We start from the raw sequence: 22,293 nt of genomic DNA, 5'->3' as shown, positions 1-22,293 counted from the left end.
GCCGCACCGAATCCGACAGACCTTTCCGGTCGTTCCGTCGACACAGCTGCCCGCCAGCTCCAGGCAGCTAACCGCCCATGAAGGTCCACAAGGATGAAGTCACTGGCGAAGGTGGTGCCCATCAAATCCGTACCGTGGCTGGGCACCCGACGTGTGGGGCTATTCCGCGCACGGAACCTTCCCTCCAATAGGTGCAGGGAAATGCAGAGCCGCGCTGTCGAGTTTTGTAACGCGCTGTCGAGTCGGCCGCTGCCATCGATTGGCTTCCTATCAGAACGATAGTTCGCCACTCACTGCTTTAGAATCAGCCCAAGCAAAAGGAGGAGTCGTGGGCAACGTAGTGATGTACGCCTCGGCGTCGGTGGATGGCTTCATTGCGGACGAAAACGACCAGCCCGGGCCGCTGTTCGACTGGCTCGTGAGCGGTGATGTGCCATTAGATGAGAGTGGCCTCTTGAAAGTCTCTCAGGCGTCATATGATTACGTCCGGTCATATTGGGATCAGATCGGGGTAACCGTTGTCGGGCGCCAGGTCTTCGACCAGACGGACGGCTGGGACGGGATCCCTCCAAGCGGGATCGACCATGTTGTCGTGGTGACCCACAGGCCGGCACCTGTGGGCTGGGACTCCGCGGCGCCATTCCACTTCGTTAATGGCATCGAGGCCGCTGTGGTCAAGGCGCAGGAACTCGCAGGCAATCGACTTGTCGAGGTCTCCGCCGGTGACGTGGGTGGCCAGATGCTCGCCGCTGGTCTCATCGATGAGGTGCGCATGGACATTGCGCCGGTGGTGTTCGGTTCTGGCAAGCGCTTTTTCGGTGCGGTCGCCGCGCAGCACCTGCTGAAAGATCCAGACGTGGTGATTCAGGGAAACCGCGTGCTTCACCTGCGTTTTCAGGTGCGCTGAGTGAGCCAGTTGGTGTTAGGGACTCCTGCGTTCACCTTGTACATCTTGTACACAGAAGTACACTAGGGGCACAGCTAGTCATAGGAGCGGCCGTGATCAATCAGCGAACAACGCAGAACCCCTTTCGTCCCACCGCAGGGGCCGAGCCGCCACAGCTCATTGGCCGAGCTGGACTGTTGGACGAGTTCTCCTACGGTCTACACATCCGATCCGGCGCCCCGGGCCTGCTCACCATTTTCACCGGAGCCCGCGGCATAGGCAAGACCGTCATGCTCGGGGAGGCCGAAGATATCGCGCGCACCCAGGGTTGGTTTGTGGTCTCGGAGACGGCCACGACTGGTTTCTTGGGTCGAATTGGTGAAGCCATGCGCTCGGCCTCTGAAGAGCTCGGGGTGGGGCCCGCAAGCCGGCGGATTACGGGCATCGGAGCTGCGGGATTCTCAATCACTTCTCAGTTGCCTCCGGCGCAGCAGTTGGGGTGGCGGCAACTCGGAGAACAACTGCTGCACCTGCTGGAGGAGAAACGCACCGGGTTGGTCATCACCCTGGATGAGATTCATGGTGCCAACCGAGACGAGCTTGCGCAGTTGGCCGCCTTCGTGCAGCACTTCATCCGTGATGGGCTCCCCATCGCCCTGCTGTTTGCGGGTCTGCCGGCCGCAGTCTCTGATCTGCTCAATGAGGGAGTCGCAACATTCCTGCGCCGAGCCGATCGAATTGATTTGCACGCCGCCGCTGTCCGCGAGGTTGCAGATTCCTACCTGGAAACGTTCGCAAGTCTTGAGCATCCAATTCCTCGGGAGTTTCTACGGAAAGCAGCCAAATCCACAGGGGGGTACCCCTTCCTGATCCAGCTGGTGGGATACCACTTGTGGCAGATGGCCGAGGCGAAAGGTCGCCCCCTGGAAGAGGTAGACGTAGATCTCGCATTGGCCGCCGCGCACCGGAGGAACACTCGTGTGGTGCTTGCTGCGGCATTGGCTACGGCGTCACCCAAGGATCTCGACTTCCTGCGCGCGATGTCCGAAGATGAGGGCCCGTCGAACACTGCGGACATCGGGCGACGCCTCGGGGATGCCAGGAACACGGTCGGTAACTATCGGGCCCGACTTATCGATGCGGGGCTCGTGCAGCCGGCGGGACGAGGACTCCTCGAGTTTGCCGTCCCCGGCCTCCGGGAGTTTGTCTCCGGAATGTGACGGAGAATGGTGACAGGCGCTGACCCCGATGGCCGCGTCATCTCGACCTTTCCACCTCTGAAGAATTACGGTGGCACATGAGTACTTCAACGTTTCGGCAAACCGTCATTCTCCTTGCCATCTTGCTGTCGCTCGCGTCATGTGCCACCGCCCCTGACGCGAAGCTGCCTCCCGAAGAACACAGTAGCCCACGGGACTCTCAGGCGGCCATCGTGGCCGAAGACCTGAATGTCCCTTGGTCGATCACGTTCTACGGCCAGACGCCGCTCGTGAGTGAGCGCGATTCGGCCCGCATCATTGAGCTCGACAATCAGGGAGCTGCGCGTGTGGTGGCCGTAATTGGTGACGTCAAACCGTCGGGTGAGGGCGGGTTGCTGGGTCTTGCAGTGCACGATGATTACCTTTACGCCTATTTCACCACCAGGGGCGACAACCGGATCGAGCGGTACCCACTGTCGGGAGCGGCAGGCGCGGTGGGTCTCGGGGTGCCCGAGACCGTGCTGGCCGGGATCCCCGTGGCGAGCAATCACAATGGTGGCCGAATCGGGTTCGGTCCAGACGGGATGCTGTACGCGACCGTTGGTGACGCGGGCAACCCACGGTCGGCCCAGAGCTTCGCATCGCTCTCAGGGAAGATCTTGCGCATGACGCCGGACGGTGACATTCCAACAGACAACCCCTTCGAAGGCTCATATGTATTCAGTCTCGGCCACCGCAACCCTCAAGGTCTCGTGTGGGACGACGAGGGCACGATGTACGCCTCAGAGTTTGGGCAAAACGACTGGGACGAGCTCAACATCATTGAAGCGGGGGCAAACTACGGTTGGCCCACGGTCGAGGGAATGGCGGGCGAGGCCGGGTTTGTCGATCCGGTTCAGCAGTGGCGGCCCGCCGACGCCAGCCCGAGCGGCATGGTGATTTCGGCGGGCAGTATCTGGATCGCGAACCTACGGGGCGAGCGGCTCCGAGAGATCCCGCTCGACGACCTCACCGCTTCGACCGAACACTGGGTGGCCGAGTACGGCCGGCTACGCGACGCAGCCCTAGCCCCGGACGGTGCGCTGTGGGTGCTCACCAACAACACCGATGGGCGCGGTAGCCCCGGCACGAACGACGACCGCATCCTCAGTTTTGTGCCGAGCCGATGAATCGCGACGCCAGTAACTTGCGACCGCATTGGCCGTTTTGTTCAAGACCCAGACGCCGGCGCCTCGTACAGTGAAGACATGACACTCAAACTCGGATTCATCGGCATCGTCACCAAAGACATGGCCGCCTCGCTCGCCTTCTACCGCACCCTCGGAGTGCCGATCGCGGAGGGCCTCGACGATGCGCCGCACGTCGACGTGCAGCTCGGCGACGGCACGACGCTCGCCTGGGACACGGTCGAAACGATTCGCGGGTTCGACGCCGGCTACGTTTCGCCGACCGGCGGTCACCACATTGCGTTGGCGTTCGACAAGGGAAGTGCGGCGGCCGTCGACGCGGCGTTCGCCGAGCTCACGGCCGCGGGCTATACGGCCCACGTCGAGCCCTGGGACGCGCTCTGGGGTCAGCGCTACGCCACGCTGCTCGACCCCGACGGCAACTCGATCGATCTCTTCGCCGAGCTCGACCAGAACTGACCGGGCGTTGCGCCGACCAGTCGCCGAAACTCACGTGAGAGATGCGCCTGGTCGGCGTAACCGGCAGCACCCGCCGCTTCGATCGGACTCACCCCTGTCGCCAGCAGCTGTTGCGCTCGGGATGCGCGATTGATGCGCACCAGCGTGAGGTAGGGGTACCCGAAATGCGCCAGCAGTCGGCGCCGAAACGTGCGCTCAGACCAGCCCAACTGTGTGGCCACCTCGCCAGGGGGAGTGGCGCGGATCGCGTGTCGCCGCACGAGGGGAATCCACCGTGAATCCAGGCTCAGATCCGGAGCAAGCGCCGTGGCGAGATCTGGCCCCGACGGCCCAGAATCTCGAGCCCGCATTAGCGCCGCGCGCGTGTGCCGGGTCGCATCGCGGCCCACGACTTCGGCCAGTGCCACGACCTGATCGCTGATCTCGTGCAGGTCGAGGCCGAGCACACCGTGCGCGGTGCCGGGCAGCAGCCTCAGCCCGAGTGACCCGCCCGCGTCGTCGGCCAGGGTCTCAATGTGTGTGGTAGAGGGGCCCGACACGAAGACCTCATCGCCTCGCAGGATGACGTCCACGCAGCCGTCGGCTGGAATCGTCGCACCCAGGGATCCGCTCGATCGCCACAGGATCAGCCCTCCTGCAAGGGCTGATTCCGTGTACACCTTGCCATTATCCCAACTGCCGCGCCGCGACACGTCGCGCGGCGCGCATCTCACCGACCTTCACGGTGACGACGCCCGCCAGGATCAGCCCGGCCCCGAGCCACTGCGTACCCGTGGGCACGATTGCGAGCAGCACGATCGTCCACACGATGCCAAACAACGGCTCGGAGTACCCGGTAAAGCTCGCGACGGTGGCGCCGAGCTTGCGCGAGGCCGAGACCCCGAGCACGTACGCGAGCACGGTCGAGATCAACGCCATGCCGGCGACCACGAGCGCGGGGGAGAGTTCGTGCCCCGCAATCACCGGGTGCACGCTCGTCACAGTGAAGGGCAGGATACCGAGCGCGCTCACGATGCCCAGGCTGACCGCGGCGACCGCGAGCCCGAGCCCCACAAACGGGAGCGGCGGGATACCGTGATCGGAAGCCGCCCCGGCCGCGTAGTATGCGGCGTTGCCGACCGCGGCGATCAGGGCAAATGCGATGCCCAGGGGGTGCAGGGCGCCACCCGCGGCGAGGCCCGAGATCGTGACGAGCCCGAGCACGGCGACTGCGGCCCCCACGAGGGTGAGCGGAGGCGGCGAGACTCGGCTCCGGGCCCAGAGCCAGAGCATGAGCAGCACCGGGCCCATAAATTCGATGAGCAGGGCGAGGCTGGGGGCGATGAACTGCACCGCGAAAAAGAACGCGAGCTGACAGGCGACGACCGCGAGCAGCCCAAACATCAGAATCGGCTGCCAGGCGCGCAGCACCTGGCGCCACTGACCGCGCAGCGCGAGCACCGTGGGTGCCGCGAGCACAAGGGCCGCGACGCAGATGCGGGCCGTGGCCGCCGCACCCGCCGACCAGCCGGCCGAGATGAGAGAGCTCGCGAAGATCCCCGAGAGCGCAAAGGTAGCCGCCGATCCCACCGCAAGAAGAAACCCCGAAATGGTCGCCTGCCGCACCGCGCTCGTCATCGCTGTCGCTCCTTCACCCGGGCGGCTGCCGTAAACGCCCGCAGCTGCGAGCGTAGCGCGTTTGCTCACCGCCCCGAGGGGCTTGCCCGATACGCTGGGAGCATGAGTGAAGACACGAGCGCGCTGGAGCTCTCTGAGACCGCCCGTATCGCGCGCGATTTGATCCGGATCGACACCTCAAACCGTGGCGGGGGTGATGCGAACCCCGAGCGGCCGGCCGCCGATTACGTGGCGGCCTATCTACAGGAGCTGGGGCTCGAACCGCAGATCTTCGAGTCTGCCCCCGGACGCGCGAGCGTCGTGGCGCGAGTCGTGGGCGAAGACCGCGAGCTGCCCGCGCTCGTGCTGCACGGCCACCTCGATGTCGTGCCCGCAGACCCCGCGGGCTGGAGCGTTGATCCGTTCGCCGGCGTCATTAAGGACGGCATGCTGTGGGGCCGCGGCGCCGTCGACATGAAGGACATGGACGCCATGATCCTGACCGCGATGGCTGAGATTCTGCGCGCGGGCGGCACACCACGCCGCGACGTTATTCTGGCGTTCTTTGCTGATGAGGAGAACGGCGGCGAGTACGGCGCAAGCTACCTCGTCGATAACCACCCCGAGCTGTTTGCGGGCGCAGGTACCGCGATTAGTGAGGTCGGCGGGTACTCCATCGACGTTGAGGGCCAGCGCGCCTACCTCATTCAGACGGGGGAGAAGGCCCTCGACTGGATCAGGCTGCGAGCCCGCGGCACAGCCGCGCACGGCTCTCGAGTGTGGCACGACAACGCGGTGACGCGCCTCGCCGAGGCCATTGCAGCGCTCGGACGCCACGAATGGCCGCTCGCGCTATGCGACACGACCCGAGATCTGATCGACGAGCTTGCGCGCATTCTGGGCGAGGACCCGCGCACCGTTGACCCCGAGACGCTCGTGCTGCGACTCGGCAAGGGCGGCGGGTTCATCCAGGCGAGCCTGCGCAACACGAGCAACCCGACGGTGCTCGACGCGGGATACAAGCACAACGTGATTCCCGACACGGCGGAGGCCCTCGTCGATGTGCGGTCGCTGCCGGGCGAGCAGAGCGGAATCCTCGAGCGGGTGCAGCGCATCGTCGGCGACGACATCGAGATCGAGATCGTCCACTCCGATGTGGGCCTCGAAGTGCCATTCTCGGGCGAGCTCATCGAAGCGATGACGGCGAGCCTCACGCGCCACGATCCCGAGGCCCGCGTGCTGCCGTACCTGCTCTCGGGAGGCACCGACAACAAGTCGCTGTCGCGGCTTGGCATCACGGGCTACGGCTTCGCCCCGCTGCGTCTCCCCGCCGATCTCGACTTTCCCGGGATGTTCCACGGGGTCGACGAGCGCGTGCCACTCGACGCGCTCGACTTCGGTCACCGCGTGCTCGTAGATCTGCTGCGCAGCTACTAACGATCGGCCCACCCACGCCGCAGCTGTCACTCGGCACACTGCGCGGGTGGGCTATTCTGGTGCGCGGCCGCAATGCCCGCGGAAGGCGCACACCGCGTCCTGAAAGGAAACCATGGGAATATTCGAGGCGATCCTGCTCGGAATTATTCAGGGACTCACCGAGTTCCTGCCCGTCTCCTCGAGCGCACACCTGCGCATATCGAGTGAGCTGATGGGCATCGGCGACGCCGGGGCCGCGTTTACCGCGATCACCCAGCTCGGCACCGAGGCCGCGGTGGTGGTCTTCTTCTGGCGCGATATCACCCGAATTATTGGGCGTTGGTACCAGTCGCTCATGGGCAAACTTCCGCGCAAGGATCCCGATGCCCTCATGGGCTGGTGGATCATCATCGGCACGGTGCCGATCGTTGTGCTCGGACTCGTGTTCCAGGACCAGATCGAGACGACGCTGCGCTCACTTTGGTTTACAGCGATCACCCTCATCGTGTTTGGCCTGCTGCTTGGGCTTGCCGACCGTGTCGGCCGCAAGCAGCGTGACATCAAGGACATGACGTGGAAGCGCGGCCTTGCATACGGCTTCGCGCAGGCCCTCGCACTGATCCCCGGTGTCTCGCGTTCGGGCGGCACCATCACCGCCGGCCTGCTGATGGGATACACCCGCGAGGCTGCGGCACGCTACTCATTCCTGCTGGCAATCCCGGCCGTGTTTGGCTCGGGTTTCTACCAGCTGGTGAAGGCGATCAAGGCGCCTGTGAGCCCCACCCCCATGGGCCTCACCGCCCTCGCAACGGTCGTCGCGTTCCTCATCGCGCTCGTCGTCATTGGCCTCTTCATGAAGTACATCTCGAAGCGCAGCTTCATGCCGTTCGTGGTGTACCGCGTGCTACTTGGAATTGTCATTATCGTGTTGCTCGTCACCGGTGTGCTCACCGCTGATGGCGGCACGGCCATCGCTCAGACCGCAGGAGGAGCACAGTGAGAACCTGGACCCCGCCCGTAATCCCCGCACTGCCCGGCGAGGGCACCGTGCCCAAGCTGTTTAACACCGCGACGGGGCGGCTGGAACACCCCGCCATGTCTGACGATAAGGCGCTGCTGTACGTGTGCGGCATCACCCCGTACGACGCGACCCACCTGGGCCACGCCTTCACCTACTTGGCGTTCGACATCATGCAGCGGGCCTGGCGCGACGCCGGTATTGAGACCGTGTATGCCCAGAACATCACCGACATCGATGATCCGCTGCTCGAGCGAGCTAACGCGACGGGCGTCGACTGGCGCCACCTCGCTGACGATCAGATCGGCCTGTTCCGGTCTGACATGCACCGCATGGGCATGATTCCGCCCGAGCACTACATCGCAGTCACCGAGCATATTGACGAGATCGCCCAGGCGGTCTTGGAGCTCCGCGAACGCGGCCTCGCCTACACGGTGCCCACCGAGGATGCGCTGCACGCCGGCAGCGAGGACTTGTACTTCGACTCGGCCGCTGCCGAGCGCGACTCGCAGTGGCGTCTCGGCGACGTGGCACCCTACGACCGCGCCCTGATGCTCGAGCTCAGCGCGGAGCGCGGCGGCGACCCCGAGCGCGCGGGCAAGCGTGGCCCGCTCGATCCGCTGCTGTGGCGGGTTGCCCGCGCGGGCGAGCCCAGCTGGGAGAGCCCCGTGGGCATCGGCCGCCCCGGCTGGCACATCGAATGCTCGGTCATCGCGACCGCTGCGCTCGGGGGCGTATTCACGGTGCAGGGCGGCGGCAGCGACCTCATCTTCCCGCACCACGAGTTCACGGCCGCCCACGCGACCGCGCTCACGGGCACCCCGCTCGCGCACGCCTATTGCCACGCCGGACTCGTGGGCTACCACGGCCACAAGATGTCGAAATCGCGCGGCAACCTGGTGTTCGTGTCGAAGCTGCTCGACGGGGGCGCATGCCCCTCGGCGATTCGGCTCGGCCTGCTCGCGCACCACTACCGCTCGGAGTGGGAGTGGCACGACGGCGACCTCGAGACCGCTACGCGGCGCCTCGAAGCCTGGCGCGCCGGGCTTGAGCGCACGGGCAGCGATCCTGCCAGTGCCGAGACGGTACTGCAGCAGCTGCGAGCCGCCCTCGCAAACGACCTCGACACGACCGTGATGCTCGCGACCCTCGACGCAGCTCTCGACCGCGGCGTCGACGACCCCGCCCTCATCAAGGACGCGGTGCTCGCCCTGCTGGGCGTCGAGCTCTAGGGAGCCTCGGACGCCGCCGGGCCCTGATCTTGATCCGGATCCTGGCCCACATCCTGGCCCAGATTGAGATCGCGCGGATGCGGCGGCCCGGGGAGTGTCTCCCCGGGCGCAGCACCCAGCAGCTTCTCGAACTCGAGGGCGATCGCGTCACCCGTGGTGCCCGCCGCGAGCGCCTCATCGCGGGCGCGCTCGAGCGTACGAATGTACTGCGACATCTCGTCGTCGCCCTCGGCGATGCGGTTGATGTTCGACTCCCACTCGTTTGACTGCTCGAGCAGAGCGCCGCGGGGGATCACCACGTCGAGCAGCTCCTCGAGCTTGTCGAGGAGCGCGAGCGTCGCCTTGGGCGAGGGCGCGGAATGCACGTAGTGCGGCACCTGCGCCCACAGTGACAGCGTGGGCACGTCGGCCGCCGCGAGCGCGAGCTCGATGACCGTGGAAATGCCGATGGGGCCCTCGTAGTCGCTCTCCTCGGCGCCCGCGGTCTCCCGCAGCGCGGCGTTTTCGGAGGTGATCGTCGTCGCGATCTGGCGCGAGTGCGGGGCCTCGGCATACAGCGAGCCGATGAGAATGACGGTATCGATGGCCCAGGTGTCGACGAGGTCGACGATTTCGTCGGCGAAATCCTGCCAGTGATGAGCTGGCTCGTACCCCGCGAGTAGGTAAAGCTCGGTTACGGGGGAGCCGTCGATGCGGCTCACGCGCTCGGGCTGCACCGGCTGGTGCCCCTGCTCGGCGGGGTCGGCCTGTTCGGCCTGTTCGGTGCTCGGCGGTTCGGGCGTTGGCTGCTCGTTCGCTGGCCGGGCCACGGGCCCAAACAGGCGAGTATCGGGCCAGTCGAGCGAGCGAACGCCGTTCGCATCGCGGGTGAGCTTGGGGCGATGGGCCTGGAAATCGATGAATCCCGACGCGCCGATGGTGTGCAGCGGCTCAGCACCCAGGAGCAGCGACAGGTGCTGCAGCGTGTCAGTGGCGGCCTCACCTGCATCTCCCCAGCCCTGAAAAGCGGCCAGCAGCACGCGCGGGGTGGGGCGGGGGGAATCAGGCACTCGAGGCTCCTTGACAGTTAAACGGGTCGACCCTCACAGCAGCGAGCGGGCCCTAACCAGGATATCGGCTTGAGATCGGTAGACTGGTGCGGATGAGCCAGACACGTATTGACAACGCACCCGCCGCGGTGCTGTGGGACATGGACGGCACCCTGATTGACTCCGAGCCGCTCTGGCTTGACGTCGAGGTCGCGATGCTGAGCCGCTTCAACATCGAACTCACCGACGAAGTGCGCGATCAGCTGATCGGGTCGGGGCTGCGTGCCGCCGCCCAGCTCTTCCAAGGCTTGGGCGTCGAGATGAGCGTCGACGAGATTCTTGACGAGTGGACGCGCGGCGTGATTGCAGGCCTGCAGGAGCTCGGCCCCGAGTGGCGCCCCGGCGCCCTCGAGCTCCTCGCGGATCTGCGTGAGCAAGGTGTGCCCAGCGCGCTCGTCACGATGTCGGTGCGCCCTATCGCCGATGCAGTGCTCGCGTTGCTCCCCGAGGAGACGTTCGTTGCCGTTGTTGCGGGCGACGAGGTGACCCATGAGAAGCCCCATCCCGAGCCCTACCTGCGGGGCGCCGCCGCCGTGGGCGTTCCGATTGAGGCCTGCGTAGCGCTCGAGGACTCGCGCCCCGGCGTCACCTCGGCGCGCGCCTCGGGCGCCGTCGCAATCGGCATCCCGAATCTGCTCGGCCTCGAGGATTCCCCGGCGCACGAGATCTGGCCGACGCTCTCTGGCCACACCACCCATACACTTGCGGAGCGCTTTCGCGCGATCCGCGCCACCCACCCGTACGATGCCGGCGACCTCGCCGGGACTGGAGTAACCGCGTGAGCGATTCGACCCTCAACGCCCCTGACACCGCGACCACCGATGCGGAGACCACCGACGCCGCCCCCGCGCTGCGCGGCCCCCTCGGCTTCGGTGACCGCGTGCAGCTGACCGGCCCCAAGGGGCGGCTCAACACCATTACGCTCGTGCCCAGTGGGGAGTTCCACAGTCACAAGGGCATGATCAAGCACGAGGAGATCGTCGGCCTGCCCGATGCCTCGGTGGTCGTGAACAACACGGGCGAAGAGTACCTCGCCATGCGCCCCCTGCTGTCGGACTTCGTCATGTCGATGCCGCGCGGCGCGGCCATCGTCTACCCGAAGGATGCGGCGCAGATTCTGTCGCTGGCAGACATCTTCCCCGGCGCTCGCGTCGTTGAGGCCGGCGTCGGCTCGGGGGCGCTCTCGCTGCACCTGCTCCGCGGCATCGGCGCAACGGGCCGACTCTTCTCCTTTGAGCGCCGCGAGGAATTTGCGGATGTCGCACGCGCGAATGCCGCGGCTTTCACCGGCGCCGCTCCAGAGAACTGGACCGTGACGGTGGGCGACCTCCAAGAGACGCTGCCCAGCTCGTGCGAGGCAGGCAGCATCGACCGCGTTGTGCTCGACATGCTCGCCCCCTGGGAGTGCGTGGATGTTGCCGCCGATGCGCTTGCCCCCGGCGGCGTGCTGATCTGTTACGTCGCAACCGTGACCCAGCTGTCGCGCACCGCCGAGGAGATCCGCCGCAGCGGCCTCTTCACCCATCCGCAATCCTCCGAGACCATGGTGCGTGGATGGCACGTCGAGGGCCTCGCCGTGCGCCCCGATCACCGGATGGTCGCCCACACCGGCTTCCTCATTACTGCGCGCAGGCTCGCGCCGGACACGAAGCTCCCGTCGCTCAAGCGTCGTGCCTCAAAGTCCGAGTTCTCGGACGCCGATATGGGCACCTGGCTGCCCGATCTGGCGGGCGACGAGGCGGCCGCAGAGCACACTTGGACTCCCGAGGCCGTCGGCCAGTGGTCCAAGAGCGACAAGATTCTGCGCAAGAAGGCGCGTGAGGCTACCAAACTTGCCGAGCAGCGGGGTGCCCTACCCAGCGAGCCCGACGCGCAAGCCTAAACAGCGCGCGCGTCAAATTCATCAGGCTCGGTTCGATAGGATGGCCGAGTTCCCACAGGTTTCCCCGAGAGGTGCCCATGCTTCGTCGAGTTCTTCCCGCCACTGCAGTCTCAGCGCTGCTCATCGCCGGGATCACCGGCTGCAGCGCGCAGCAGGCCGCTGCCGACTGCACGCCCCTGATGCAGCCGGGCGCGCTGAGTGACAGTGTGGAGGTCGGGGGCGGTTTTCAGGCCGACCCCGCCATTTCGGTGCCCGACGACGTGGTGATCAACACCTCGCAGCGCACTGTGGTCGACGAGGCCGCCGACCGCCAGGTCGTTGCCGTCGAGCAGTCGCTGGTGGGCGTCAACATGGCATTCTTCGATGCAGCGACGGGCGATCAGGTCTACCAGAGCCCCGCGTTCGGCACGTCCGATTCGCCCGAGTTTCTGCTCATCGATGAGGAGCAGCCGAACCCGCTGAGCGAGTCGGTGCGCTGCCTCGCGGCGGGCGATCGCGCCGTGCTCGCGCTCGGCCCCGCCGAAAGTGCCCAGCTCGCGACGCAGCTCGGCGGCAAGGGTGAGACCGGTGTCATCGGTGTCATTGATGTTGAGTCGGTCAGCCCGCTCGCGGTGCAGGGCAAGGTTAAGGGCCTGCCCAACGGCTACCCCGCAGTGGTCACGAACGACGAGGGTCGCCCGGGCGTCGTGCTGCCCCCGCGTGATGCACCGGCGGGCACCACTGCCGCCGTGCGCATCCAGGGCGAGGGCGCCACGGTGACCGAGGCGAACAACATCATCGCGCAGGTGCTCGAGGTGGGCTGGGACGGCACCGAGCGCACGAACTCCTGGAACACCGGCCTGATGGGTCTCGGCAACGAGGACCAGATCGAACAGTCGGGCTTCACCTACCGCACCGCGTTGACCGGGCAGCAGGTGGGCTCGCAGGTTGTCGTTGTCGAGAACGTAAAGGGCGGTACGCCCCGCGTGCTCGTCATTGACATTCTCGGCGTGAACTAGGCCCGAAACGTGTCGGCTCGTTCGCGGGTTCCGAGCGAGCAGCGGCTGTTCAGCCTCGTACTCGCTCTCGTCGTGAGCCCCAAGGGGGCGACCAAGCGAGACCTGCTGCGCTCGGTCTACGGCTACTCGGACCGCTACGAGGTCGGGGGCGAGAACACCGCGCTCGATCGGCAGTTCGAGCGCGACAAGGAGCAGCTGCGCGCTCTCGGCATCCAGGTGGAGACGCGAGATTCGCCGCTCGAGCCGGGTAATAATCAACTCACGCGGTACCGGATCTCCAAGGATCGGCTCCAGTTTCCCGCCGATCTGCGCTTCGATGCCGACGAGCTGACGCTGCTGCGGCTCGCTGCCATCGCTTGGAGCGACGGCAGCATGAGCGAGGGATCGCGTCACGCAGTGCTCAAGCTTGAGGCGCTCGGCTCGGGCCTCGACGTGCAGCACCTGGGCGTCGCCCCAAAGCTCGGGCCCATTGAGCCCGGGGCGGGCGACCTGCAGCGCGCGATCGATGACGGCCGGGTGGTCACGTTCGCGTACACGAACCCGGATCGGGACACTCCGCACCCGCGACGCGTCGCCCCGCTCGCGCTGCACCGAGCCCAGGGCCGCTGGCATTTGATGGGCTGGGATCTGGACCGCGACGCGGGCCGCGTGTTTCTACTCGCTCGCATCTCGGGCGCGGTGCGCACCGAACGCGCGACCATCCCGGCTGAGCTGCGCGAGCGCGCTCCGGATCTCGCTGGCGCACTCGTCACCCAGCTGGGCGAGCTCGCCGCACAGCAGAAAGCGGTGTTGCGCGTGCGATCCGGATCGGTCGCCGAGGCCCGGTTCACGCCGTACTCCGATGCCCCCGGTAGCGAGGCAGCGCCCGCGGGCGACGTGAGCGTCGAACTGCCGTACCTGGACGCCCACGTATTGGCGGCTCAGCTCGTCGAGTTTGGCCCTGACGTTGCTGTCGTGTCGCCCCCTGAGCTACGCGAGCTCGTCATGTCGGCGCTACGCGCGATCGCGGCGGGGCACGCCCCCGACGCGCACGATCCGATTGACGATGATGGGGGAGACGCATGAGCGCACACGCACGCCCAGCCGCACGCCCGAAGGCGAGCTCGGCCGACCGAGTCGTCATGCTGCTCTCACTCGTGGGGTACCTGCGCGAACGCGATGCGGTGCCCGTTGCCGAGCTGGCGGAACGCTTCGCGACCACCCCCGAGGAGGTGCGCGAGCTGATCGGGTTTCTCGGTACGGCGGGCGTGCCGGGTGACACGCAGCGCTACCAGCACGAGGATCTCTTCGACATCGACTGGGATGCGCTCGAGCTGCGCGATGAGGCGCGCCTCACCCAGATGATCGCCGTCGATGCGGCGCCGCGGTTTGCCCCGGCGGAAACCGCGGCGCTGCTCGCTGGGCTGCACGCATTCACTCCGCTGCTTCCCGCCGCGGATGCGGTGCGCGCCGAGGCCCTGGCCAACAAGCTCGCGAACGCGCTCGGCGGCCCGACGCCCGCGCTGTCGCTCGAACAGGATGCCGCCGACTCGCGCGTCGCGGTGCTCGTCGATGCACTCCGCGACGGGCGCGAAGCACGGTTCGGCTATCGCGACGCCGCGGGGGTGGCAACCGAGCGCCGGGTGCGGCCGTTGGGGCTCACCCAGGACGGCGACGCCTGGTATCTGCGTGCCCACTGCTTCGACCGCCAGGCCGAGCGCAGCTTTCGCGTGGCACAGATCACCGAATTGAGGCTCGGCGCAATGAACGCTGCCGAGTCAACCGCCGAAGCAACTGCGGAGGCACCCACCGACGTGCGGGCCCCGCAGCCGGGTGGGTACTCCGAACTGATTGCCACGGTGCCCGCGACGAGCCTTCCCGCACTGGCGGGGTTTGCGCCGCGCGTGCTGGAGGAATCCAGCCCGGGATATCTGCGCGTCGCCATCGACGCGTGGCACGGCGCATTGGCGCTGCAGCTCATGCGCGTTGCCCCCGGACGCATCGTCATTGAATCGCCTCCGCAAGCTCGCGCCGACGTGTACGACTGGGCGAGCCGCGCGCTCGCAGCGTACGACGCGTGAGTGACTCGACCCGCGTGCGCGCCTGGCACGTCCACAGCGGACGCTGAGATACACTGAGCCAATGGCAAAACAGGCGCGCCAGGGGCGCAATTCCGAGGGGCGCATGAGCCTCGGGCAGCACCTTGTTGAACTTCGCAAACGCCTGATGTATGCGGCGATCGCCATCGCGGTCGGGCTCGTGGCGGGCTGGTTCCTGTCGCCCATGGTTTGGGAGATCCTGCGCAAGCCCATCGAGTCGCTCGGTGAGCAGGGCCGAGAAGCAATGATCACCTATGGTGACATCACCGGCGCGTTCGATACCAAGGTACAGATCTCGCTCTTCATCGCGGTGCTGCTCGCGTCGCCGGTGTGGCTATACCAAATCTGGGCGTTCCTTGCGCCCGGTCTGACCCGACGCGAGAAGCTCTACGGTGTCGGATTTCTGGGTGCAGCCGTGCCCCTTTTCCTTGGGGGTGCCTACGCGGGCTGGATGGTGCTGCCCAACATCGTGCGTCTGATGGCGAGCTTCCAGCCAGATCAGGACGCATTCTTCCTCAACGCGCGCAGCTACCTCGATTTCGCGATCAAGCTGCTCCTCGCGGTCGGCATCGGGTTCGTCATGCCGGTGCTACTGGTGCTGCTGAACTTCATTGGAGTCGTGCGCGGGCAGTCCATTCTGAAGAGCTGGCGCGTGGCCATTCTGCTCATCATCTTGTTCGCGGGCATCGCCACGCCCGCGGCCGACCTGATGAGCATGTTCCTGCTCGCCGCGCCCATGGTGGTGCTGTACTTCCTTGCGGCGGGAGTGGCCGTTCTACACGACCGGAGGGTCGACAAGCGAACAGCGAAGGAATTCGCCGAGTACGGCCTCGACGAATTCAATGACAACTCACGCACCGAGGGCGCAGCGTGAGCGAGGTCGCGCCCGTGACGCGCGAGCTGCCGCCGGCCGAATCGGCACTCGAACAGTTTGAACGACGACTGCCCTACGGACTTGACCCGTTTCAACGGGAGGCATGCGCCAGGCTCGAAGAGGGCCGCAGCGTCCTCGTCGCCGCCCCCACGGGATCCGGCAAGACGACGATCGCGGAGTTCGCAGTGTTTCTCGCGCGCCGTGAGCGCGATGCCCGCATTATCTACACCGCCCCCATCAAGGCACTGTCGAACCAGAAGTTTCACGAGCTGTGCGCTCAGTACGGCGAGGACGAGGTGGGGCTACTTACGGGCGACGTGAATGTGCGCGGCGACGCCCCGATCGTCGTGATGACGACCGAGGTGCTGCGCAACATGATTTATGCCGAGGGCGTCGAGACGCCCCCGGCCGGTGAGCAGTCGCACGCGCGCGCCGGTAGGCTCGCTGATCTCGATTTCGTGGTACTCGACGAGGTTCACTTCCTTGGCGACAAGTTTCGCGGCGCAGTGTGGGAGGAGATCATTCTCCACCTGCCCCGCCACGTGCGGCTCGTCGGGCTGTCTGCCACCGTGTCCAACGCCGAGGAGTTTGGTGACTGGATGCACGCGGTGCGCGGCGGCACCGATGTGATCCTGTCGGAGCACCGCCCGGTGCCGCTCTACCAGCACGTGCTCACGAGCAAGCAGCTCGCGCCGCTGTTCGTCGGCCGCGACGGGGAGATCGCCGCACGCGGCCGCATCAACCCGGAGCTGCGCGAACTCGAGGGCTCGGGCGGTCGCGGGCGTGGGCGCGGCGGCCGGGGCGACCGTTCGCGCGGCCGGGCTCCAGTGCGGCGCACGCGCCGAATCTCGCGCGCCGACATTGCTCGTGCGCTCGACGAGACGAGCCTGCTGCCCGCCATCGTGTTTATTTTCAGCCGCAATGGGTGTGACCAGGCCGTGCGCCAGTGCCTGTTTGAGGGCATCTCGCTCACGACCCGAGAAGAGCGTGCCGAGATCCGGGCCCGCGCGAGCGAGGCCGTGCGCGACATGAGCGAGGAAGAGCGGCGCGTGCTCGGCGTGCGCGAGTGGCTCGCGGGGCTGGAGCGAGGCGTCGCGGCCCACCACGCGGGGCTGCTCCCTACCTTCAAATCCGTCGTCGAAGAGCTGTTTCAGCGACGCCTCGTCAAGCTCGTGTTTGCGACCGAGACGCTCGCCCTCGGCATCAACATGCCGGCGCGCGCCGTGGTGATCGAACGGCTCGATAAGTTCAACGGCGTCGACCGGGTGCCGCTCACCTCGGGGGAGTACACGCAGCTCACCGGCCGGGCAGGCCGCCGGGGCATCGACGTCGAGGGCCACTCCGTGGTCGTGTGGAGCGACGGGATCGAGCTGGAGGAGCTCGCTCAGCTTGCCGGCGCTCGCTCGTTCCCCGTGCGCTCCAGCTTCCGCCCCACCCCCAACATGGCCGTGAACCTGCTCGAACGCATGAGCGCCGATCGCGTGCGCGAAACCCTCGAGCTCTCGTTCGCACAGTTTCAAACCGACCGCGCGGTGGTCGGCGAAGCACGCGAGCTGCGGGCGATGCAGGACTCGCTCAGAGGGTACGATGAGGCAGTGGCACGCGCGACTGGTGCTGACCTGCAGCGCTGGGAGGACCGGGCCCGCAAGATGCGGCGCAAGCTCGAACGGGGCCGGCGCCAGATCGCGGCCCGCACGGGCACGATCTCGCGCACGTTCGACCGCGTGGTCTCGATGCTCACCGAACTCGGCTACCTGCAGGGCACCCTGGCTGATCCCGAGGTCACCCACTGGGGCCAATTGCTGCGCCGGATCTACGGCGACCGCGACCTGCTCGTGGCCGAGGCGCTGCGGGAGGAGGCGTTCGCCGGCCTCGACGCTCAGGGCCTCGCCGCCATGTGTTGCGTGCTGAGCTACGAGCCCCGTCGCGATGATGAGGGTGAAAACAGGCTCCCGGGCGGTGCCGTGTTCGCCCGTGCGTTCGATCGTGTCATCGACATTTGGGCGCGCCTCGACGACCTTGCCGACGGGCACCGTCTGCCGCGCACCGAGATGCCGCACGCCGGCCTCGCCGCGACCATGCACGGCTGGTCCAGCGGAGAAGCGATCGAGAACCTGCTCGAGTCGGCAGGAATCGGCGCGGGCGACTTCGTGCGCTGGGCCAAGCAAACGATCGACCTGCTCGATCAGATCGCCCAGGCGTGCGAAAACGCGGTGGGAGACGATTACGATCGGCTCACCGCGCTGGGCACGACGGCCCGGGCCGCAAAGCGGTCGATCCGGCGCGGCATCGTGGAATCCTCGAGCGGCGCGTGACTGGCAACGTACGCAGGCCACTGCCCTGGTGGCTGGCCTGGCCAGCCGCGGTCGCGGGCGGCCTGCTGCTCGACGCCGCAACCCCGAGCCTCGCCTGGTGGTGGGCCGCGTTTCCCGCCGTCGCGTTGGTGCTCGCGGCGCTGTGGCGGCAGCGAGGGTGGGCATCCGTAGGGCTTGGTGCCGCGGCAGGTGCCGGGTTCTGGTTGCCGCAGATCTCGTGGCTCACCTTGTACCTCGGCCCCGTGCCGTGGCTCGCGCTGAGCATCCTCATGATCGCCTGGTACGCCCTGTTCGGTCTGTGCGCGGCGTTCGTCACCCGCAGACTCCCGGGCATCACGTGGCTCGCGTTCGCGGTCGCAGGGCTGTGGGTCGCGCGCGAACAGCTGCAGGGACTCGTGCCCTACGGTGGGTTTGCGTGGGGCAGGCTCGCGCACACGCAGGCGGACGGCCCGCTGCTGCAGTCGGTCTCGTGGCTGGGATTCGCCGGGCTCTCGGGGCTCGTGGCGCTCGTCAGCGCAGTGTGCGTGGCGGCGTGGTTCGCGCGCCCCTCACGTCAGCGGCTCGTGACCTGCTGTGCCAGCGCGCTCGCGCTGGCGCTGGTCGCGGCGCTCGTGCCGCCGGCACCGGTGGCCCGTGAGGGCGAGCTGCGAGTCGCGGCGGTGCAGGGGAACTCGAAGTCCGCGATCTTTGATGATCGCGAGTCGGGGGCGGTGCTGGCAGGCCACATCGAGGCGACCGACGCGCTCCTCACCGACCTCGAGGAGCGTGGCGAACGCGTCGACGTGATCGTCTGGCCCGAGAACAGTGCCGAGTTTGCGCTGTCCGACAACGTACTGGGGAGCCAGCGCGTAGCGCGGCTGTCCCAGCGGGCGCAGGCGCCCATCGTAGTCGGGTCGATTCTGCGCGATCCGGGCGACATCTTCACGAATAGCACCCTGGTGTGGGGCCCCGAGGGGCCTCTTACCGAGCGCTACGACAAGCGGTACCCCGTGCCCTTTGCTGAGTACATGCCCAACCGTGAATTCTTCCGCGCGCTCGTGCCCGATCTCGTCGACCTCGTCCAACTGGACTACACGCCCGGGCAACGACCCGCGGCGTTCGACGTCGATACGGCCGCGGGCGTCACTCGCGCCGGGCTCGCCATTTGCTTCGACATTATTTTTGACCAGCAGGCCGTGGCGATGATGGGTGACGGCGCAGAGATCATCTTTGCGCAGACCAACAACGCAGATTTTGGTCGCACCGACGAAAGTGCCCAGCAGTTGGCCATCGCCCGGCTGCGGGGCGTCGAAACGGGGCGCGCGCTCGTCAACATCTCCACGGTGGGCACGAGTGCGATCGTGCTGCCCGACGGCTCGGACGCGGCGACCATCACACCGTACACCGCGGGTGCTATGGTCGCGACGGTCCCGCTCACCCAGGGAAGTACGCCCGCCACTGAGCTGGGCGCCTGGATCGCGGCGCTGTGGTGTGTGGCGGGCGCTGCCGGGCTCGTGCGGGCGATGCTTGCGGGCCGGATCACGCGGCGAAATTAGCCCAACCGGCACGCCACACGGTGCGCAAGGCTGCTCGGGATAGTGCTCGCTGTGTACGCTAGCTGAGGAGCCACGAATAGGCGCGCATGAGTGATGCGCGCAGATCACCGCGCAGGCGCGACGATCTGCGCCAGCGAACGAGGACAGCTCGGGGAGCAGACATGAGCACTGATACTGAAGCGGTTATGAAACAGTCAGAGCAAGTGATACCCGCCGCAGAGCTGAACGGCCCCGAGATGCCAGCCAGTGCCGCGCCAGTGCCGCGCAAGGTGAAGCCGTGGGTGCGTGTGCTCGTGGGGTTGGCAACGATCCTCACCGCCTGGCAGGTGTTCGCCTCATTCCTGTGGATCGCACCCTACTCGCCGCTGCGCGAGGTCGTTCCCGGCAACATGCTCACCTCGTACATGATTCCGTTCTTCGGGCAGTCATGGAGTGTGTTTGCCCCCGAGCCCATCAACGGCGACTACCACTTCAACGTGCGCGCGGTGATCGAGGAAGACGGGCAAGACATTGAAACCGGGTGGGTGAGTACCACCGACGTCGAGCTTTCCATGATCCAGTACAACCTCTTTCCGCCGCGCGCTGGTATCCAGTCGTCTGAGGTCGCGTCGAACTTTAAGGGCGCCTACGATTCGCTCGGCGAGAGCCAGCGCAACACGGTCGCACAGGCATTCACCGGCGAGACCTGGGAGGCGGACCTCTACAACGCGCTGTTGCAGGGGTCGGTGGCCGGCGATGGATCGGATCTGCTGGGCGACGAGGCCGATGAGACCGCAGTGGCTGAGCAGCTCGCGCAGGAGCGCCTGTCTACCCTGTACGCCACCCAGGTCGCACGTGCGATTTGGGGCGATGGGGTGAAGCAGGTGCAGTTTCGTGTGAGCCGGCAGAACATCGTTCCGTTTGCCGAGCGCCACAACCCCGACGCCGAGCGCCCCGCCCCCATGATGACCGAGTCTGGTTGGCGCGGTCTGCTCGTGGAGCCGGGCCAGAATGATGAGAACTTTGGGCGCACCTTCCGCGCGCAGTTCGAGAGGATCACCCAGTGAGCGACTCCAGAACTCCCGTAGCGCGCCTGGCTGCGTTTATTGGCCTGACCATCGTGTCAGTGTGGAACTCCATCCTCGATACCATCGGTGCCGTGGTCGAGTGGTGTGACAACTGGCTGTTTGGGGGCAAGAAGGTCCTCTACGGCCTCGCCGTGACCCGCATGGTCTTCGGCCTCGCCATGCTGGGGCTGATGCTCTCGAACTTCGGGACCAGGCTCTACACCTTTGGTTCCGGCTCCGCCTGGAACGGCGAACTGACAGCGCCCATCAGCGACTTCCCGAACATCTGGCTATTCAGCCTGTTCAACCGGGTCGCGGGCAACGATTTCTGGTTCACGGTCTGCTACATCGCCCTGATCGGTCTCGCGGTGTTGTTCATCCTCGGCTGGCGATTCCGGATCGTGCTGCCGCTGTTCTTTATCGGCTGGGTGAGTTTCATCGAGATGAACGACATGGTCGGCGATCAAAGCGACAACATGCAGCGCATCGCCATGATCCTCATGTTCTTCGCCGATCCGGCCGCGCGCTGGTCCCTCGACGCCCGCCGACGCGCGAAGCGCGGGGAGTGGTTCCCCGATGGCTCGGCAACCAAGCAGCTGGGCACGGCGCTGCACAACCTCGCGCTCATCGCGCTTGTCGCGCAGGTCTCCTTCGTTTACGTCTCGGGAGGCCTGTACAAGGCGCAGGGCGCGCCGTGGGCGGGCGGCTGGGCCGTCTACGATCCGCTGCAGACCATGCGCTTTGGTAACTGGCCGGTTCTTTCGGATCTACTCACCACGTGGGGGCCGATGGTCACCATCGCCGCATGGGGTTCGATCCTGATTCAAATCGGCTTCCCGCTCATGCTGCTCACGCGCCCGACCCGGCTCATCGCGCTGGCCGGAATCCTGAGCTTCCACATTGCGATTGGCGTCGTGATGGGGCTGCCGTGGTTCTCGCTCACCATGATCGCGATTGACGCGATCTTCATTCGCGACCGTTCGTGGCAGCGGATCGCCGAAGGCACCCAGCAACGCTGGCGGGACGCCAAGGGGCGCCCACCAGTCGTCCCCGCCGCAAAGGTTGCCGACGTGGAAGTGGCGAACGCCTCGTAGTTAGAGGAGGCGCGGCATTATTTCTTGGTGCCGCGCCGCGCCCGGAGCAACTGCAGCCGCTCATCGAGGAGTTCTTCGAGCTCCTCGATGCTGCGTCGCTCGACGAGCATGTCCCACGGTGTGCGCTGAGACGAGGCCTTGTCCTCGAACTCGGTGCGCGCCGTGCGGCCCGCTTCGTCGTCGAGGAAACCGAGTTCTCCGGTCTTCTGTTCGTACCATTCTGCGGGGGGCTCAGCGTCTGCATCGAACAGTACGGTAAACCTCTCCCCGCGCTCGGTGAGATACTCCACGCCTCGCCGGGGGGAGAGCTTGACGCCCTCTTCGCCCTGCAAGCTTGTCGCGCCTATACGTGTTCCTCGGAGCGTACGATCGGCCATGTTGGACCTCCTC

The 22,293-nt window shown here is 66.5% G+C and carries 21 protein-coding genes; 17 read left to right on the top strand and 4 right to left on the bottom strand.

Annotated elements, in window-relative coordinates; translation table 11 throughout:
* Positions 1 to 328 precede the first annotated feature (328 nt).
* The 4 genes from C795_RS0113685 to C795_RS0113670 all read left to right on the top strand — a co-directional run bounded on the left by C795_RS0113685 (position 329) and on the right by C795_RS0113670 (position 3,731).
* A complete protein-coding gene (locus C795_RS0113685; RefSeq protein WP_017794315.1) occupies positions 329 to 907 on the top strand; it encodes a dihydrofolate reductase family protein in 579 nt (192 codons plus the stop codon).
* 92 nt (positions 908 to 999) lie between these two features.
* Positions 1,000 to 2,106: an ATP-binding protein gene (locus C795_RS0113680; protein WP_017794314.1), complete on the top strand. Its 1,107-nt coding sequence runs from the start codon at positions 1,000 to 1,002 to the stop codon at positions 2,104 to 2,106.
* A gap of 77 nt (positions 2,107 to 2,183) precedes the next feature.
* Positions 2,184 to 3,254 carry a PQQ-dependent sugar dehydrogenase gene (locus C795_RS0113675; RefSeq protein WP_017794313.1) on the top strand — a complete coding sequence of 357 codons (1,071 nt, stop codon included), beginning with the start codon at positions 2,184 to 2,186 and terminating at the stop codon, positions 3,252 to 3,254.
* Between the two features lie 78 nt (positions 3,255 to 3,332).
* Positions 3,333 to 3,731: a VOC family protein gene (locus C795_RS0113670; RefSeq protein ID WP_017794312.1), complete on the top strand. Its 399-nt coding sequence runs from the start codon at positions 3,333 to 3,335 to the stop codon at positions 3,729 to 3,731.
* On the opposite strand, the gene C795_RS16115 is transcribed toward C795_RS0113670, so the two are convergent.
* A complete protein-coding gene (locus C795_RS16115) occupies positions 3,665 to 4,390 on the bottom strand; it encodes a helix-turn-helix transcriptional regulator (RefSeq protein ID WP_017794311.1) in 726 nt (241 codons plus the stop codon). The genes C795_RS0113670 and C795_RS16115 overlap by 67 nt on opposite strands.
* Before the next feature lie 7 nt (positions 4,391 to 4,397).
* Positions 4,398 to 5,417, bottom strand: a complete 1,020-nt coding sequence (locus C795_RS0113660) for an EamA family transporter (protein WP_232225495.1) — start codon at positions 5,415 to 5,417, stop codon at positions 4,398 to 4,400.
* Positions 5,418 to 5,450: 33 nt separating this feature from the next.
* Between C795_RS0113660 and C795_RS0113655 the strand changes: the two genes are divergently transcribed.
* From C795_RS0113655 to mshC, 3 genes are all read left to right on the top strand, one after another.
* On the top strand, positions 5,451 to 6,764 hold the full coding sequence (locus C795_RS0113655; RefSeq protein WP_017794309.1) for a M20/M25/M40 family metallo-hydrolase: 1,314 nt from the start codon (positions 5,451 to 5,453) through the stop codon (positions 6,762 to 6,764).
* 112 nt (positions 6,765 to 6,876) lie between these two features.
* Entirely contained in the window at positions 6,877 to 7,743 is an 867-nt protein-coding gene (locus C795_RS0113650) for an undecaprenyl-diphosphate phosphatase (RefSeq protein WP_017794308.1), read from the top strand.
* Positions 7,740 to 8,993 carry a cysteine--1-D-myo-inosityl 2-amino-2-deoxy-alpha-D-glucopyranoside ligase gene (gene mshC, locus C795_RS0113645; protein WP_017794307.1) on the top strand — a complete coding sequence of 418 codons (1,254 nt, stop codon included), beginning with the start codon at positions 7,740 to 7,742 and terminating at the stop codon, positions 8,991 to 8,993. Before C795_RS0113650 ends, mshC begins: the two co-directional genes overlap by 4 nt.
* On the opposite strand, the gene C795_RS16110 is transcribed toward mshC, so the two are convergent.
* Positions 8,990 to 10,042 (bottom strand): PAC2 family protein, encoded by a 1,053-nt coding sequence (locus C795_RS16110; protein WP_017794306.1) that lies wholly within the window; start codon positions 10,040 to 10,042, stop codon positions 8,990 to 8,992. The genes mshC and C795_RS16110 overlap by 4 nt on opposite strands.
* Before the next feature lie 92 nt (positions 10,043 to 10,134).
* Here C795_RS16110 and C795_RS0113635 point away from each other — a divergent pair, with 92 nt between their 5' ends.
* The 10 genes from C795_RS0113635 to C795_RS0113590 all read left to right on the top strand — a co-directional run bounded on the left by C795_RS0113635 (position 10,135) and on the right by C795_RS0113590 (position 21,903).
* Entirely contained in the window at positions 10,135 to 10,863 is a 729-nt protein-coding gene (locus C795_RS0113635; RefSeq protein ID WP_017794305.1) for an HAD family hydrolase, read from the top strand.
* A complete protein-coding gene (locus tag C795_RS0113630) occupies positions 10,860 to 11,963 on the top strand; it encodes a tRNA (adenine-N1)-methyltransferase (RefSeq protein WP_017794304.1) in 1,104 nt (367 codons plus the stop codon). The genes C795_RS0113635 and C795_RS0113630 overlap by 4 nt, the downstream gene beginning before the upstream one ends.
* 77 nt (positions 11,964 to 12,040) lie before the next feature.
* Positions 12,041 to 12,961, top strand: coding sequence for a hypothetical protein (locus tag C795_RS0113625; protein WP_026139687.1), 921 nt, complete (start codon positions 12,041 to 12,043; stop codon positions 12,959 to 12,961).
* A gap of 9 nt (positions 12,962 to 12,970) precedes the next feature.
* Positions 12,971 to 14,026: a helix-turn-helix transcriptional regulator gene (locus C795_RS0113620; protein WP_017794302.1), complete on the top strand. Its 1,056-nt coding sequence runs from the start codon at positions 12,971 to 12,973 to the stop codon at positions 14,024 to 14,026.
* Positions 14,023 to 15,021, top strand: coding sequence for a helix-turn-helix transcriptional regulator (locus tag C795_RS0113615; RefSeq protein ID WP_017794301.1), 999 nt, complete (start codon positions 14,023 to 14,025; stop codon positions 15,019 to 15,021). Before C795_RS0113620 ends, C795_RS0113615 begins: the two co-directional genes overlap by 4 nt.
* Positions 15,022 to 15,082: 61 nt before the next feature.
* The gene (gene tatC, locus C795_RS0113610; RefSeq protein ID WP_017794300.1) at positions 15,083 to 15,913 is read left to right on the top strand and encodes a twin-arginine translocase subunit TatC; all 831 of its coding nucleotides are present in this window, start codon (positions 15,083 to 15,085) and stop codon (positions 15,911 to 15,913) included.
* Positions 15,910 to 18,228 carry a DEAD/DEAH box helicase gene (locus tag C795_RS0113605; protein WP_017794299.1) on the top strand — a complete coding sequence of 773 codons (2,319 nt, stop codon included), beginning with the start codon at positions 15,910 to 15,912 and terminating at the stop codon, positions 18,226 to 18,228. Before tatC ends, C795_RS0113605 begins: the two co-directional genes overlap by 4 nt.
* Positions 18,225 to 19,763, top strand: a complete 1,539-nt coding sequence (gene lnt, locus C795_RS16105) for an apolipoprotein N-acyltransferase (RefSeq protein WP_017794298.1) — start codon at positions 18,225 to 18,227, stop codon at positions 19,761 to 19,763. Before C795_RS0113605 ends, lnt begins: the two co-directional genes overlap by 4 nt.
* Positions 19,764 to 19,924: 161 nt before the next feature.
* Positions 19,925 to 20,809, top strand: coding sequence for a DUF5819 family protein (locus C795_RS0113595; RefSeq protein WP_017794297.1), 885 nt, complete (start codon positions 19,925 to 19,927; stop codon positions 20,807 to 20,809).
* Positions 20,806 to 21,903: an HTTM domain-containing protein gene (locus tag C795_RS0113590; protein WP_017794296.1), complete on the top strand. Its 1,098-nt coding sequence runs from the start codon at positions 20,806 to 20,808 to the stop codon at positions 21,901 to 21,903. The genes C795_RS0113595 and C795_RS0113590 overlap by 4 nt, the downstream gene beginning before the upstream one ends.
* Before the next feature lie 17 nt (positions 21,904 to 21,920).
* Here the strand turns inward: C795_RS0113590 and C795_RS0113585 are convergent, their stop codons facing one another.
* The gene (locus C795_RS0113585; protein WP_026139686.1) at positions 21,921 to 22,280 is read right to left on the bottom strand and encodes an RNA polymerase-binding protein RbpA; all 360 of its coding nucleotides are present in this window, start codon (positions 22,278 to 22,280) and stop codon (positions 21,921 to 21,923) included.
* Positions 22,281 to 22,293: the final 13 nt, after the last annotated feature.

The organism is Leucobacter salsicius M1-8 (assembly GCF_000350525.1).
Classification (GTDB): Bacteria; Actinomycetota; Actinomycetes; order Actinomycetales; family Microbacteriaceae; genus Leucobacter; species Leucobacter salsicius.
Note: the sequence above shows the minus strand (reverse complement) of the source record. Positions and strands in the feature narration are given on the sequence as shown.

What these genes read in the sequence shown, in the direction of transcription:
- C795_RS0113635 (WP_017794305.1), top strand. Translation starts at nt 10,135, where the DNA reads ATGAGCCAGACACGTATTGACAACGCACCCGCCGCGGTGCTGTGGGAC.
- C795_RS0113655 (WP_017794309.1), top strand. Translation starts at nt 5,451, where the DNA reads ATGAGTGAAGACACGAGCGCGCTGGAGCTCTCTGAGACCGCCCGTATC.
- tatC (WP_017794300.1), top strand. Translation starts at nt 15,083, where the DNA reads ATGGCAAAACAGGCGCGCCAGGGGCGCAATTCCGAGGGGCGCATGAGC.
- C795_RS0113625 (WP_026139687.1), top strand. Translation starts at nt 12,041, where the DNA reads ATGCTTCGTCGAGTTCTTCCCGCCACTGCAGTCTCAGCGCTGCTCATC.
- C795_RS0113615 (WP_017794301.1), top strand. Translation starts at nt 14,023, where the DNA reads ATGAGCGCACACGCACGCCCAGCCGCACGCCCGAAGGCGAGCTCGGCC.
- C795_RS0113670 (WP_017794312.1), top strand. Translation starts at nt 3,333, where the DNA reads ATGACACTCAAACTCGGATTCATCGGCATCGTCACCAAAGACATGGCC.
- C795_RS0113585 (WP_026139686.1), bottom strand. Translation starts at nt 22,280, where the DNA reads ATGGCCGATCGTACGCTCCGAGGAACACGTATAGGCGCGACAAGCTTG.
- C795_RS0113595 (WP_017794297.1), top strand. Translation starts at nt 19,925, where the DNA reads ATGAGCACTGATACTGAAGCGGTTATGAAACAGTCAGAGCAAGTGATA.
- C795_RS0113675 (WP_017794313.1), top strand. Translation starts at nt 2,184, where the DNA reads ATGAGTACTTCAACGTTTCGGCAAACCGTCATTCTCCTTGCCATCTTG.
- C795_RS0113650 (WP_017794308.1), top strand. Translation starts at nt 6,877, where the DNA reads ATGGGAATATTCGAGGCGATCCTGCTCGGAATTATTCAGGGACTCACC.